The organism is Micromonospora sp. NBC_00821 (genome assembly GCF_036347035.1).
GTDB classification, from domain to species: Bacteria; Actinomycetota; Actinomycetes; order Mycobacteriales; family Micromonosporaceae; genus Micromonospora; species Micromonospora hortensis.
Genome location: NZ_CP108880.1, coordinates 4,100,219 through 4,114,637 on the forward strand (window position 1 = coordinate 4,100,219; position 14,419 = coordinate 4,114,637).

Here is a 14,419-nt window from a genome sequence, read left to right on the forward strand (position 1 = left end):
TCGTACGCAGGCCCCGCCGCACCCCTGATCACTCGGTCCAGGGTCGTCCACTGCCTCCGGTCAGTGCGTGGAGTGGACGCCCACCACCTCGTTCTCACTGGTCTCACCGGTCAGCTGGAACCCGAGTTTCAGGTAGAACTGCTCCGGGCCATCCGGCCCCGGCTCCCACGTCGTGTAGACGCGGTCGTGCCCACGTCGGCGGGCCTCGTCGCGAACGGCCTGTACCGCGAAGCGGCCGTACCCCCGGCCCTGGTGCTCGGCGGCGATGTTGAGCCGCCACAGCCCCGAGCGCCTGTCGTCCGATTGGGCCGGGTCCCACACGATGTCGAAGAAGCCCATCAGGAAGCCGACGATCTCGTCATCCTCGACGATCAGACGCGGCCACGCGATCTCGGGCTGCGCGTACGCCTCGGCGAGGGACCAGGCGACCGGAGACGAGAACTTCTCCTGGTCGGGCCGCACGCTGACCCGGCACGCGGCCTCCACGTTGTCCTTGGTGATCATCTCCAGTCGCGGCACGCCGGCCACCCTACCGAGTGGGGCTGTGCAACAGGCCGTCGAGCAGCCCGCGCAGGCCGAACTGGAACCAGGTGTCCAGGTCGGCGTCAGGTGTGGTCTGCCCGGCCGCGGCCAGCCACTGTCGGTCCCGGGTACGGCCGGTCCGCTCCAGCCGGGTGAGGGTCGCCGACCACCAGGCGTGGTAGGTGGTGTCGTCCTCGGGGTCACGCCGGATGAGCAGGGCCATGCCCTGGATGTAGCCGCTGAGCGCCAGGTAGGCGCGGAACGCCTCGGCCGGTTCGTACCCGGCGCTGGTGAACGCCGTCACCACCCGGTCGACCATGGCGAGTACCGCCGGCCCGGTCGGCGGCCGGTCGGTGGCGAGGATGGCCAGCAGCCAGGGATGTCCGCGGTACATCGCCCACTCGTCCCCGGCCAGCCGTTCGAGCCGTTGGCGCGGATCGCGCGGTAGTGGCGCGGTGCCGGGCGGGCGGGTGGCGGTGATCTGCTCGGCCATCGCGGCGAGGAGATCGACCCGGTTCCGGACGTGCCGGTAGACGGCGTGGGCGGGCAGGCCGGCGCGTTGGGCGAGGACCCGCAGGGAGACGGCGTCCAGACCGCCCGCGTCCGCCAGTTCGACCGCGAGGGCGACCAACCGGTGGCGCGGGTCGCCGCCGGTCGGCGCGGGCAGGTCCCGAATACGACGTGGGCTGCTGGTGGGGCCGTGCTCTCGACGCCTGCGGTACGCGCGGGCCTGGCAGCGACGGGAGCAGTAGCGGCGCGGGCGCCCCCGGCCGGTGCCGACGGGCAGGTCCGCCTCGCACTCGACACACCGGGCACTGAGCACGCCGCCTCCGGTTTCGTCACGGCACTCGTGTGGCGAAAGTACTACGGTCGAGCAGCCGGGCCGCCCCGATCGGTGCGTGCGGCGCGGAGCAGCCGGAGCTGACCGATCTCCGCGACGTTCTTCATCAGTTCGGAGTTGACCCAACCGATCGTGTGCGTGACGGTGTGGTCGGTCCCGTCCGGCCAGGGGAACGTCGCGATGCGGTCGAGGTCGCTGTCGCTGTCGCTGTCGCCGAACTGGTCGAGCAGACCCAGCCATTCGGTGCGCAGTCCACGCAGCCAGGCGACACTCGGCTCGCCCGCGCCCGGCCAGACAACGGCCGTGCGCTGCCGGGCTGATCCACCCCGGAGATGGTCCATCGCCACGGTCCACCACCAGCCGACGTGCCAGGTGAGCCAGCCGATCGTCGGCACCGGGACCGGGTCGGGTTCGGTGTCAGCCCAGTCCGGGGTCCAGGTGCCGTCGGTGCTCTGCCGCACCGACCAGCAGTGGTCGGCCGGCTCCCAGAGGAAGTCCGCATAGTCGAGTCGCTCAAGGTGGTACTCGAACAGCGACCACGTCAGGTCGAACTGCCAGCGCAGCAGGGCCAGGTTCGGTACGGACATCCGGAAATCCTGTCCGAACCCACCCCCACCGTCCACACAAATAACGCCACCCCACCCACCCGGTCGGGATGATCATGAGGTTGGCGGGGTCCGTGGAGATCGAATCACCCGCCAACCCCATGATCAACGCGTGGGACCGGTAGGGGCGGGCGGGTCCGTGGGGCGGGCGGCGGGGTTGGTGGGGCAGCGGTCGGAGAGGGCGTAGCGGAGCAGGACCACGTCGCCGATCTGGCGGGCCTCGGCCAGACGGGCGCGGCGACCCGGGTGCCAGGGGAAACGACCCTCGCCGACGAAGCGGGGCGCCCGGCCGTCACCGACGAAGAACGGGGCGACCACCAGGTGCAGTTCGTCGGCGAGACCGGCGGCGAGGAACTGGGCGTGCACCGTCCCGCCGCCCTCCACCATCAACCGTTGTACGCCCCGCCCGGCCAGGTCGGTCAGCAACCACCCCGGGTCGACGGGCTCACCCGCGTCGATCACGGTGGCCAGTCGGCCGACCCGTTCCTCGGTCTTGTCCCGCGCTCCAGTGGCGCAGTAGACGAGCCGGGCCGAATCACCGGCGGTGAAGAAGCGGGCGCTCGGGTCGAGGTCGCCCTGAGCGGTCAGGGTGACCTTGGTGGGCGAGGCGGGTCGACCGGCCGCCACCCGCTCGGCCCGGCGGCTCGGGGAGCGCACCAGCAGCCGAGGATCGTCTCGTCGGACGGTGCCGGCGCCGACCAGGATGGCATCGCAGCTGGCCCGGACCGCGTCGACGCGGTCCAGGTCCTCCTCGTTGGACAGCAGTAACCGCTGCTCGGAGGCGTCGTCGATGTACCCGTCGATGGAGGCGGCACAACTCAGCAGCACGTACGGCCGCGTCGGGCCCGGCCGCCAACTCATCGGGAGACGGGCCGCTCAGGCGCCCGGCCCGCGAGCACATCCGCCGCCTCGACCGCCTCGGCCGCCTCGACCTCCGCCGCCTTGGCCGCCTTCGCCGCCAGGTATTCGGCGTTGGCCGGCGAGAGGAAGACGCTGGTGAGCACCCGTTCGGCAACGTCCACGCCCAGCCGGGTCAACTGCTCGGCCTTGTCCGGGTTGCTGCTCAGCAGTCGGACCCGCGGCACGCCCAACGTGGCCAGCATCTGCGCGGCGGCGGTGTAGTCCCGCTCGTCCTCGCCCCGGCCCAGCGCGACGTTGGCCTGGTAGGTGTCCAACCCGGCGTCCTGCAACGCGTACGCGTCGAGTTTGGCGTACAGGCCGATGCCGCGGCCCTCCTGCCGGAGGTAGAGCAGGAAACCGCCGGTCTCGGCGATCCGCTGCACCGCCTCGCGCAGTTGCGGCCCGCAGTCGCAGCGTTGGCTGCCGAACACGTCGCCGGTCAGGCACTCGCTGTGGGGACGGACCAGCGGGGCTACTCCCCCGGCGGCGAGCCGGTCCAGGGCGCCCGCCCAGTCGCCGAGGCCGAGGGCCAGGTGCTCCCGACCGTCCACCAGGCCCTTGAAGGTGAACACCCGGGCTGTCGTGGTGTAGCCATCCGGAAACGCCAGCGGCACCGTGACCTGCGTGCGGATCGTGGCAACCGGCAATGCTTCGGGCATGGGACTCCTTTGTCCGGCGCCACCGCCGTCCGGCGACGCGTACCGTCTCACAACCGACTCAACATCCGCCGCCGGAGGCGGCTTCCCGAGCGGCGACCGGAATTCGACGCCGACGGGCCAGCAACACGGCGGCCCCGGGCAGGCTGGCCACCAACACCAGTGCGCCGTAGACGGTGGCGGTGGCGATGCCCTCGGCCGCGCTGAGGCCAGCCGCGCCGAACACCCACGCCGCCACCCCCTCGCGCGGCCCGAAACCGGCCACGTTCAACGGCAGGCCCATGGCGAGCAGGGCGAGCAACGTCAACGGCAGCAGTCGGGACAGCGGGGCGTCCGATCCGGCGGTACGCGCCGCCACCAGGAAGGTGGCCAGGTGACCGGCGACCATCACGGCCGAGGCGACCAGCACACCGAACCAGGTGCGCCGCGCCAGCAGGCCCGACCGAACGTCCGCCACGGCGGTACGCAGTGCCGTCGCCCAGCGCGACCCGCCACCGTTCGGGAGGACCCGGGCCAGCAGCACGACGACCAGCCCGCCGGCGACGAGCAGCGCGGCGGCGACCGGCAGGTACGGCCGGACCGGCGACGGGAAGGCGGCGAGCACCACCAGCGCGACCCCGACCAGGACCACCTGCCCGGCGGCACGCTCCCAGACCACAGCGCGGATGCCCCGGCTCACGTCGCCGGCGTCGCGGCCGTGGCGTACCGCCCGGTGCACGTCGCCGAGCACCCCGCCGGGCAGTGTGGCGTTGAGGAACACGGCCCGGTAGCAGTGCGCCACAGCGGTCGCCAGTGGCAGGCGTACGCCGAGGCCGCCGGCGACAAGGCTCCACCGCCACGCCGCGCAGACAGTGGTGAGCACCCCGATGACCAGCGCCGCAGCCAACGCTGACGCGTCGATCAGTCGTACTCCGGCGAGGAACGGGCCGCTGCCCACCTGCCACAGCAGGACGGCGAGCAGACCCACCCCGCCGACCACTCGTGCCCAGGCCCAGAACATCGGCGCCGGCCTCCTTTTTGAAGATCGTCCACTTGCCCTAGTGCACGTACCCAGGGCGTGAACGGTTCATCCACCCGCGAGGAGGTCAGTGTGTTCGACGAGCACCGTGAGTCGGCCGGCAGCCGCGTCGGCCAACCGGCGGCGGGCGTACGCCTGGGCGGGTTCGGCCAGGTCGGGGCGCTGCTCGCAGGCGGCCCCGAGCCATCCTCGGAACCATTGGGCGGTCAGGTCGGCCTGCTCCGGGCCGAGACGCCACGGGCTGAGCCGTTCCCGCACGTCGACGCCGAGCCGGGCGAACGCGGCGGCGGTGGCGGCGACGGCGTCCGGGCCGAGCAGCCGCCGGCCCTCGACGGTACGCCGCTGGTGGTCGTTGAACGCGGCCTCGACCGCCTCGTCGAGCGGGTCGGCCGGGGTGAACCGGACCCGCCCGGTCACCGAAATGGCGAACAGGGCTGGCCGGCCGACGCAGGCGGCTGCCACCCGTTCGACCTCCTGGGCGGTGAGCATGTCCAGCAGCGCGGATGCGGTGACCAGGGAACCGTCGGCGAGGTCGTCGGCGGTCAGCCGGGTGAGGTCGCCGCAGCGGGTGTGGACGGTGACCGGGGCGCCGTCGGCGGCTGTCACCCCCCGCATGCCCTCGGCGGCCCGGGCCAGCAGGTCGGCGTCCCGGTCGTGCAGCACCCAGTGCTGCGGTCCGGGTAGCCGGGCGGCCAGCCAACGACTCATCGACCCGGTGCCGCTGCCCAGGTCATGGATCACCGTCGGGGTGTAGCCGGTCAGCCGGGCCCGGACGGCATCCAGCAGGTCCTCGGCGCGCGCCGCCGCGTCGGCCGGCTCACGCAACCGCAGCCAGTCGGCGAACGGCAGGGTCTCCTCGGCGGTCATTCCGCCACCTCCTTCAGCACGCCGGCCAGCAACCCGGTGGTCACCGGCCAGTCGGTCAGGGTGTCGCGCCGGGCGAGAGCGGCCCGCCGCAGCCGGGCGCGTAGCGCGTCGTCGTCCAGCCAGCGGATCAGCGCGGCGGCCAGCGCCGCCGGGTCACCGGGTGGGACCAGCAGTCCCGGGCGGTCACCGCCGGGCGCGTGACCGAGCGCCTCCGGCAGCCCGCCCACCTCGGTGGTCACCACCGGCAGACCGCGGGCCAGCGCCTCGGTGACGACCATGCCGTACGTCTCGCCTCTCGACGGCAGCACCAGCAGGTCGGCGGCGGCGTACGCGTCGTCCAACGCCGCGCCGGTCAGCGGGCCGACCAGTCGCACCCGCTCGGTGAGGCCCGCTCCGGTCAACCGGTCGCGCAGCCGGTGCACCAGATCCGGTTCGCGGGCCAAAGTGCCCACGCAGAGCATCGTCCAGGGCCGGCCGACCAGCGTGGCCAATGCGTCGACCAGCACGTCGTACCCCTTGTGGTGGGTGACCGCCGCGACGCAGAGCAACCGGTCACCGGCCGCCGAGCCGGCTGCCGGCGGCGCGGGCCGCACCCCGGGCGGCGCGGCCCGGACCCGGCCGGCGAGGGCCGGATGGCGGGCCAGCAGGGCTCGGCGGGTCCACTCGCTGGTGGTGACGACGGCCCGGGCGGTGGCCAGCGCGCGGGCCTCCGGCTCGTCGTCCAGCGGCAGGTGCACCAGCAGCACCAGGCGCAGCCGACGGGCGTGCGGGGCGAGCAGGTCCGGCACGGCCGAGGCGATCAGGCCGTCGATCAGCACCACGGCGTCGTCGGGCGCGGCGGCGAGCACCCCGTCCAGCGTCGCCCGGTCGGCCGGATCGGGATGCGGCCACGTGCCGGGCACCGGATGCTCGTGCACCGACCAGCCGCGCTCGCCCAGACCGGCGCAGATCCGCCGGTCGTAGGAGTTGCCGCCGCTGGGCGTGGCCGGATCGTCGATGTCACCGGGCAGGACGACGTGCACCGCCCGGCCCGCTTCGGTCACAACGACCGCTCGTAGCTCGCCCAGGCGATGTGCGACTCGTGCAGGGTGACAGTGATACCGGTCAGGTCGCGCGCCCCCGCGCCCAGCTCACCGGCGTGCACGCGTTCGACCAGCCGGTCCGCGACCGTACGGGCCAGCACCTCGGTGGTGGTGTTCACCCCGGCGAAGGCCGCCTCGTCGTCGAGGTTGCGGTAGGTCAGCTCGCTCAGCACGGCCCGCAGCTGCTCGGTGGCCAGGCCGATGTCCACCACGATCCCGTCGGCGTCCACGTCCGGCCGGCGGAACGTCGCGTCCACCACGAATGTCGCGCCGTGCAGCTTTTGGGCGGGCCCGAACACCTCACCTCGGAAACTGTGGGCGATCATCATGTGGTCCCGAACGGTCACGCTGAACACGATCACTCTCCGTCTTCGTAGGTGATGAGGTGGCAGAGCGCGGGCAGGTCGCCCGAGGTCAGTCTGGCGAGCACGTCGGGTAGCTCCGCGAAGCGCGAGGCGCCGGTGATCAACGCGTCGAAGGCCGGGTCGTCGAGCAGGTCCAGGGCGAGCGCCAGTCGGTCGGCGTAACTGCGCCGTCCCCGTCGGGCGGGTGCCACCATGCCGACCTGGCTGCTGCGCACGCTGAGTCGACCCGAGTGGAACGCCCCGCCCAGTGACACCTGCACGGGGCGGTCGCCGTACCAGCTCAGCTCGATGACGGTGCCCTCCGGGGCGAGCAGGTCCAGCGACTGTTGCAGGCCGGCGGCGGTGGCGCTGGCGTGGACGACCAGGTCCCGGTCGCCACTGGCGTCGGCCGGGTTGGCGAAGTCGACGCCGAGGGCCCCGGCGACGCCGGCCCTGCGGGCGTCGGTGTCGACCAACTCGACGTGCACGCCGGGGAACCGAGCCAGCAGCGCCGCGACGCAGCAGCCCACCATGCCCGCGCCGATCACTGTGACCCGGTCGCCGACCAGCGGCGCCGCGTCCCACAGGGCGTTGACGGCCGTCTCCACAGTGCCGGCGAGCACCGCTCGGGCGGCCGGCACACCCTCCGGCACCGGCACCACGGCACTCACCGGCACGACGTACGCGCTCTGGTGTGGGTGCAGGCAGAACACCGTTCGCCCGAGTAGCTCCGGCGGGCCCTGCTCGACGACGCCGACGCTGAGGTAGCCGTACTTCACCGGGCCGGGGAACTCGCCCTCCTGAAACGGCGCGCGCATCGTGGCGTACTGGTCGGCGGGCACCCGGCCGGCGAAGACCAGCGTCTCGGTGCCCCGGCTGACCCCGGAGTAGCGGGTCCGGACCAGCACCTCGTCGGGGCCCGGGGCGGTCAGCGACACCGGCTGGATCTCGGCCACGCCGGGTTCGCGCACCCAGCAGGCGTACGCCTCGCGGATCACCGTCGCGCACCTCAGCTCTGCTCCGGACCGAATCGATCGGCCGTGTCGGTCCCCGGTCGGGGGTTGTCGATCATAAACACGGAAGTTCGGTGCGCACAGTTCGAAGCCCGCCCGGCAGGGCCATCATTCGGACAAACACGGCATAAGGGTGTTTTTGCCCCTATAAGCTCCCCTGGCACATTCGAACCAACGGGGGCGTGATGAGGATTTCGTGGTGGGGTAGCCGCAGGTCACGGGCGACGGCGCTGGCCGCCGTCGCGGGCGTGCTGGCGGTCAACGGTCTGCTGGTGCCGGCGCCTGGCGCACCCACCCCGATCAACCCGGTACTGGCCGCCGTCGACGAGGCCATCGGCCCCGTCGACCCGGTCGCCGAGGCGCTGAGCTTCGGCGTGATGACCGAGGGCAACGCCACAGTGAACAACGACGAGAACGAGGGAACCCTCGCCGTCGGCGGCGACCTCACCTTCGGCAACTACCAGCTCGCCGGCGCGACCGCCGGATCGTTCGTGGTGCCCGGCGACGCCAACCCCACCGCCCTGGTCGTGGGTGGACGGGTCAACTTCGCCGGCAGCGTCGGCGGCAGCCGCCTCCAGGTGCTCTCCAACGGCTACGCCAAGGTCGGCAACCTGACCGGCACCTTCGTCCGCAACACCGACAACAACGGCGCCCAGGTCAACACCAGGATCCTGCCGGCGAACGACTACGACGCCTCACCCCGGGTGGAGCTGGTCACCCGGCAGCCGGTTGCCAGCGTCGGGCCGACCTCGCCGATCAACTTCGCCGGGGCGTTCGCCGCCTTCCGGGACACCACGGCCGGCCTGGCCACCTGCGACAACACAGTGGTGCTGCGCACGCCGAACGGCGACGTGCTGCCCCGCCCGATCCCGCCAGGCAGCAACGCCGTCGTCACGTTGACCCCGGGCGTGACGAACGTGCTCAACCTGACCGCCGCCGACCTGGCCAACATCCAGACCCTGACCTTCGCGAGCCAGCCGACCGCCGACACGCCACTGCTGGTCAACGTGGACACCAGCGGCGTGGGCAACACGTTCGCCTGGACCGCGCCGAACTTCGCCGGGATCGGTGGGCCGCAGGCGCGCTACATCCTGTTCAACTTCCCGACCGCCACCGCGCTCACCCTCACCCCGAACGCCGCCACCGTCGAGGGCACCATCTACGCCCCCAACGCCAGCCTCACCGACCTCTCCTCCAGCAACACCGAGGGCAGCGTCATCACCCGTACGCTTGACCACCGCGGCGGCGAGATCCACTACTTCCCGTTCAGCACCACGCTCTCCTGCGCGGGCGCCACGCCCGCCGACATCGCCCTGATCAAGTCGTCGACCACCACGCTGATCACCAGCGTCGGTCAGCAGGTGCCGTACTCGTTCCACGTGGTCAACACCGGCGGCGTCCCGCTGACGGCCATCTCGGTCACCGACGTGCAGACCCCGCCGTCGTCGAACGCCAACCTCGGCCCGATCACCTGCGCCGCCACCACGCTCGCGCCAGGGGCTCAGACCGCCTGCACGGCCACCTACACGGTCACCCAGGCCGACCTGGACAACGGCGGCGTCACCAACGTCGCCACCGCACAGGGCAGCCCACCCACCGGTCCACCGGTCGTCTCCGACCCGAACTCCCTGACCATCCCGGCGCCGGCGCTCACCGCCGCCGTCACCGTGGTGAAGTCGTCCACCACCACCTCGATCACCTCGGTCGGGCAGCAGGTGCCGTACCGATTCCTGGTCGCCAACACCGGCGGCCTGACCCTGACCAACGTGGCCGTCACCGACGTGCAGACACCGCCGTCGTCGAACGCCAACCTCGGCCCGATCACCTGCGCCGCCACCACCCTCGCACCCGGCGCGAGCACCACCTGCACCGCCACCTACACCGTCACCCAGGCCGACCTGGACAACAACGGCGTCACCAACGTCGCCACCGCACGGGGCACCCCGCCCGGCGGCGGTACGCCGGTCACCTCGCCGCCCTCGACGCTGACAATCCCCGAAGCCGGCCTGATCGCGGCGATCGCCATCCTGAAGACCTCGACCACCACATCGATCACCACTGTCGGGCAACAGGTTCCGTACCAGTTCCACCTGCTGAACATCGGCGGATTCACCCTGACCGGCGTGAACGTGACCGACGTGCAGACACCGCCGTCGTCAAACGCGAACCTCGGCCCGATCACCTGCGCCGCCACCACCCTCGCACCGGGCGCGCAGACCCTGTGCACCGCCACCTACACGGTCACCCAGGCCGACCTGGACAACGACGGCGTCACCAACGTCGCCACCGCGCACGGCACCCCAACGGTCGGCGCACCTGTCAACTCGACGCCCTCGACACTCACCATTCCGGAGACCGGCCTGGTCGCCTCCATCGCGATCCTGAAGACCTCCACCACCCCGTCCATCACCTCGGTCGGGCAGCAGGTGCCGTACCAGTTCCACGTCGTCAACACCGGTGGGTTCACCCTCACCGGAGTGACAGTCACGGACACGCAGACACCGCCGTCGTCCAACGCGAACCTCGGCCCGATCACCTGCGCCGCCACCACCCTCGCCCCCGGCGCGCAGACCACCTGCACCGCCACCTACACCGTCACCCAGGCCGACCTGGACTTCGGCTCGGTCCGGGACAGCGCGACCGCCCAGGGCACACCACCCGGCGGTCGGCCGCCCGTACAGTCGCCGCCGGCCACCCTGACGATCCCGAGCGACGTGGTCGTGCCCGGCATCTCAGTGGTGAAGTCGTCAACCACCACGTCGATCACGGCGGTCGGTCAGCAGGTGCCGTACCGGTTCCTGGTGGCCAACACCGGCGGCGTGACGCTCAACGACGTGAACGTGACCGACGTGCAGACCCCACCGTCGTCAAACGCCGACCTCGGCCCGATCACCTGCGCCGCCACCACCCTCGCCCCGGGCGCGAACACCACCTGCACCGCCACCTACACCGTCACCCAGGCCGACCTCGACAACGACGAGGTCACCGACGTCGCCACCGCACACGGCACACCGGCCGGCAGCGACGACCCGATCGACTCGGCGCCCTCGACGCTCACCATTCCGGCGGCCGACCTGATCCGGTCGATCTCGCTGCTGAAGTCGTCCACCACCGTCTCGATCAACACGGTCGGGCAGCAGGTGCCCTACCGGTTCCTGGTCGCCAACACCGGCACCGTGACGCTGTCCTCGGTGAACGTGACCGACGTGCAGACACCGCCGTCGTCGAACGCCGACCTCGGCCCGATCACCTGCGCCGCCACCACCCTCGCGCCCGGCGCGAACACCACCTGCACCGCCACCTACACCGTCACCCAGGCCGACCTCGACAACAACGGCGTCACCGACGTCGCCACCGCACACGGCACACCGGCCGGCAGTGACACGCCGATCGACTCGACGCCGTCGACACTCACCATTCCGGACGCGGGAGTCATCGCCGCGATCCAGGTCGTGAAGACCTCCACGACGGTGGCGATCACCGCGGTCGGTCAGCAGGTCCCGTACCGGTTCCACGTGGTCAACACCGGTGGGCTCACGCTGACCAACGTCAACGTGACAGACGTGCAGACCCCGCCGTCCTCCAACGTCGACCTCGGCCCGATCACCTGCCCGGCCACCACCCTGGCGCCCGGCGCGAGCACCACCTGCACCGCCACCTACACCGTCACCCAGGCCGACCTCGACAACAGCGGCGTCACCGACGTCGCCACCGCACACGGCACACCGCCGGGCGGGGGCGCTCCGGTCGACTCGCCGCCGTCGACACTGACCATCCCGGAGTCCGGCCTCGTCGCCGACATCGAGGTGATCAAATCGACGACCACTGTGGCGATCGCCGCGCCGGGCCAGCAGGTGCCCTACACCTTCCTGGTCGTCAACACCGGCGGTTTCACCCTCACCAACGTGACGGTCAACGACACGGTGCTGCCGCCGTCCGAGCGTGGTGTGCTCGGGCCGATCACCTGCGGTCCGCAGAACATCCCGAACGGCGCTGTGACGTTGTCGCCGGGCGCCTCCATCCAGTGCCGGACGATCTACACGGTGACCGCTGAGGACTTCGCCGGCTCGTCGCTGCGCAACGTCGCCACGGCCACCGGTACGCCCCCGTTCGGACCGCCGCCGGTATCCCCACCGTCGCCCGTGGACATCCCGATCCCCCACCCGGCGATCGCCATCACCAAGTCGGTGACGCCCACAGTGGTGTCCGCGGCAGGCGACGTGGTCACGTACCGGTTCGTGGTGACCAACACCGGTACCACAGCGCTCAGCGCGGTGACCGTCGACGAGACCGACTTCTCCGGCACCGGAACGCCCGGGGCGATCACCTGCGGCACGCCGCCGGTCGCCAACGGCGCGGTCAGCCTGGCCGCCGGGACGAGCACCACCTGCACGTCGACCTACGCGGTCACCGCTGCGGACGTCGAGGCCGGCCGAATCACCAACACGGCCGTCGCGGCCGGCACGCCGCCGACCATCCCCGGCCAGGCCCCACCCGCACCGGTACGCTCCGCGCCGGCCTCCGCCGAGGTCACAGCCACCCGTGGCGCGGCGATCACCGTGGTGAAGTCGAGCAGCACCGACAAGATCGTCCGACCGGGGCAGCACGTGCCCTTCCAGTTCGTGGTCACCAACACCGGTCAGGTGTCGCTGACCGGGGTGACGATCACCGACGCGCTGACCGCGCCGGCCTCGGCTGCCAACCTCGGCCCGATCACCTGTGGTCCGGAGCGGACCCCGAACGGCTCCGTCACCCTCGCGGCCGGTGCTGCGGTGATCTGCACGGCGACGTACACGGTCAGCAAGGCCGACTACCACAACGGGTCGGTGCGCAACACCGCGACGGCGACCGGCACCCCGCCGGACGGCCCGGCGCCGGTCTCGCCCGAGTCCACCATCACCATTCCGGTGAAGGGCAAGCTCCCAGTGACCGGTACGTCGTTCCCGGCCGGGCTCTGGATGGGCGCCGGCGTGCTGGCGGTGCTCCTGGGCGCGGCGCTGCTGCTGGTCGTCCGGCAGCGCAGGATCCGCGCCTAGCGCGGACCTGATCGCGGGGGTCGGACCGGAGGGGAACCGGTCCGGCCCTCGCGGCACGTCACCGCCACCGCGTCGCGCCCGGCCGCCTCGCTCCGAGGCCATCCGGTCGGACCACGGTGCGGCGGACCGCCCCCTGGGATGCCGCAGCCGGGCATCCGTCGGCCAGCTACCTCATTGATACCGTGGGTCACGAAGGGCTGGCCGCTGTGACTGCCCGCCCATGTGCTTCGGCTTGCGCCGTGGCGGCGTCCGGAGGTCCGCTCCCCGGTGACCGGCCGGCGACAGGTGTCCGAGCTGGTGTGAGCCTTGACGTCGTCCGCCGCTGGGTTCGGGGGCCAGGACCGGGCCGAGACGAGAAGGATGGAGCAGTACATGATCGTTCCGCAGGGGTTCCGCGCGGTGGTCGCGAACGCCGGGCTCAAGGATGACGAGGACGACTTCACCGCCCTGGTCTCCGAGGTGCCAGCGGTCAGCGCCGCGGTGTTCACCCGCTCCCGGTTCGCCGGCCCCAGCGTCCTGCTCAGCCGTTCGGCGGCGTCGACATCGTCCGCCCGCGGCGTCGTGGTGCTCTCCCGCAACGCGAACGTGGCCACCGGCAAGGAAGGGCTGGAGAACGCCCGCGAGGTGCGGTCCACAGTGGCTCGCGCCGCCGGACTGGACGACGACGAACTGCTCATCGCCTCGACCGGGGTGATCGGGAAGCAGTATCCGATGCCGAGGGTGCGACAGCGCCTGGCCGATCTTCGGTGGCCCTTTCCGCCTGCCGATTTCGACCGGGTCGCCCGGGCGATCATGACCACCGACACCACGCCCAAGGTGGTGCGGGCCAGCTGCGGAGCGGCGAGCATCGTCGGCGTCGCGAAGGGCGTCGGCATGATCGAACCGAACATGGCGACCCTGTTGACCTTCTTCTGTACCGACGCCCGCATCGAGCCGGCCGACCTGGACCGGGTGTTCCGGTCGGTCATCGCCCGCACTTTCAACGCGGTCAGCATCGACACCGACACCTCCACGAGTGACACGGCGGCGGTCTTCGCCAACGGCCTGGCCGGGCCGGTCGATCTGGACGAGTTCGAACAGGCGTTGTATACGGTCGCGCTGGATCTGGTGCGGATGGTCGCCCGCGACGGCGAGGGCGCCAGCAAACTCATCGAGGTCCGGGTCAGCGGTGCCCGGGACGGCGAGCAGGCCAAGCGGGTGGGCAAGGCCGTCGTCAACTCGCCGCTGGTGAAGACAGCCGTGCACGGCGCGGACCCGAACTGGGGCCGGGTAGCCATGGCGGTCGGCAAGTGCGAGGACGACGAAGACATCGACCAGCAACGGGTCCGGATCGGCTTCGGCGGTATCGAGGTGTATCCGGCGCAGGCCACCGAGGAGACGCTGGTTCGGCTGCGGCGCCACCTCGAAGGCGACGACGTGGTGATCGAGGTCGACCTGGGTATCGGCGCCGGCGCCTTCACCGTGTACGGGTGCGACCTGACCGACGGGTACATCCGGATCAACGCTGACTACACCACCTGAACGGCGGCGCGTCC

General features: G+C 71.8%; 12 protein-coding genes and 1 pseudogene. 3 read left to right on the plus strand and 10 right to left on the minus strand.

The window, feature by feature from the left end; translation table 11 throughout:
* Positions 1-60: 60 nt before the first annotated feature.
* The 10 genes from OHB44_RS18875 to OHB44_RS18920 form a co-directional block, all read right to left on the minus strand.
* Entirely contained in the window at positions 61-504 is a 444-nt protein-coding gene (locus tag OHB44_RS18875) for a GNAT family N-acetyltransferase (RefSeq protein ID WP_266305137.1), read from the minus strand.
* Positions 505-529: 25 nt separating this feature from the next.
* A complete protein-coding gene (locus tag OHB44_RS18880) occupies positions 530-1,345 on the minus strand; it encodes a TetR/AcrR family transcriptional regulator (protein ID WP_238682381.1) in 816 nt (271 codons plus the stop codon).
* Between the two features lie 41 nt (positions 1,346-1,386).
* Positions 1,387-1,950 (minus strand): DinB family protein, encoded by a 564-nt coding sequence (locus OHB44_RS18885; RefSeq protein WP_238682382.1) that lies wholly within the window; start codon positions 1,948-1,950, stop codon positions 1,387-1,389.
* Positions 1,951-2,073: 123 nt separating this feature from the next.
* Complete coding sequence (locus tag OHB44_RS18890) at positions 2,074-2,829, minus strand: RibD family protein (protein WP_238682383.1); 756 nt, start codon at positions 2,827-2,829, stop codon at positions 2,074-2,076.
* Positions 2,826-3,527, minus strand: a complete 702-nt coding sequence (locus OHB44_RS18895; RefSeq protein WP_238682384.1) for a GTP cyclohydrolase II — start codon at positions 3,525-3,527, stop codon at positions 2,826-2,828. The genes OHB44_RS18890 and OHB44_RS18895 overlap by 4 nt, the downstream gene beginning before the upstream one ends.
* Positions 3,528-3,585: 58 nt before the next feature.
* Positions 3,586-4,524, minus strand: coding sequence for a lysylphosphatidylglycerol synthase transmembrane domain-containing protein (locus OHB44_RS18900; RefSeq protein WP_238682385.1), 939 nt, complete (start codon positions 4,522-4,524; stop codon positions 3,586-3,588).
* A gap of 66 nt (positions 4,525-4,590) precedes the next feature.
* The gene (locus tag OHB44_RS18905; protein WP_330437727.1) at positions 4,591-5,409 is read right to left on the minus strand and encodes a class I SAM-dependent methyltransferase; all 819 of its coding nucleotides are present in this window, start codon (positions 5,407-5,409) and stop codon (positions 4,591-4,593) included.
* Positions 5,406-6,452 carry a glycosyltransferase family 4 protein gene (locus tag OHB44_RS18910; RefSeq protein ID WP_330437728.1) on the minus strand — a complete coding sequence of 349 codons (1,047 nt, stop codon included), beginning with the start codon at positions 6,450-6,452 and terminating at the stop codon, positions 5,406-5,408. The genes OHB44_RS18905 and OHB44_RS18910 overlap by 4 nt, the downstream gene beginning before the upstream one ends.
* Complete coding sequence (locus OHB44_RS18915; protein WP_238682388.1) at positions 6,449-6,847, minus strand: 6-pyruvoyl trahydropterin synthase family protein; 399 nt, start codon at positions 6,845-6,847, stop codon at positions 6,449-6,451. Before OHB44_RS18915 ends, OHB44_RS18910 begins: the two co-directional genes overlap by 4 nt.
* Positions 6,848-6,849: 2 nt before the next feature.
* On the minus strand, positions 6,850-7,833 hold the full coding sequence (locus tag OHB44_RS18920; RefSeq protein WP_238682389.1) for a zinc-dependent alcohol dehydrogenase: 984 nt from the start codon (positions 7,831-7,833) through the stop codon (positions 6,850-6,852).
* Positions 7,834-8,033: 200 nt separating this feature from the next.
* Here OHB44_RS18920 and OHB44_RS18925 point away from each other — a divergent pair.
* The 3 genes and pseudogenes from OHB44_RS18925 to argJ form a co-directional block, all read left to right on the plus strand.
* Positions 8,034-9,410 (plus strand): annotated as a pseudogene (locus tag OHB44_RS18925) (choice-of-anchor A family protein); the annotation flags it as partial.
* Positions 9,411-9,515: 105 nt separating this feature from the next.
* Positions 9,516-12,884, plus strand: coding sequence for a DUF7507 domain-containing protein (locus tag OHB44_RS33495; RefSeq protein WP_442932703.1), 3,369 nt, complete (start codon positions 9,516-9,518; stop codon positions 12,882-12,884).
* A 372-nt stretch (positions 12,885-13,256) separates the two neighbouring features.
* On the plus strand, positions 13,257-14,405 hold the full coding sequence (gene argJ, locus OHB44_RS18935) for a bifunctional glutamate N-acetyltransferase/amino-acid acetyltransferase ArgJ (protein WP_330437729.1): 1,149 nt from the start codon (positions 13,257-13,259) through the stop codon (positions 14,403-14,405).
* Positions 14,406-14,419: the final 14 nt, after the last annotated feature.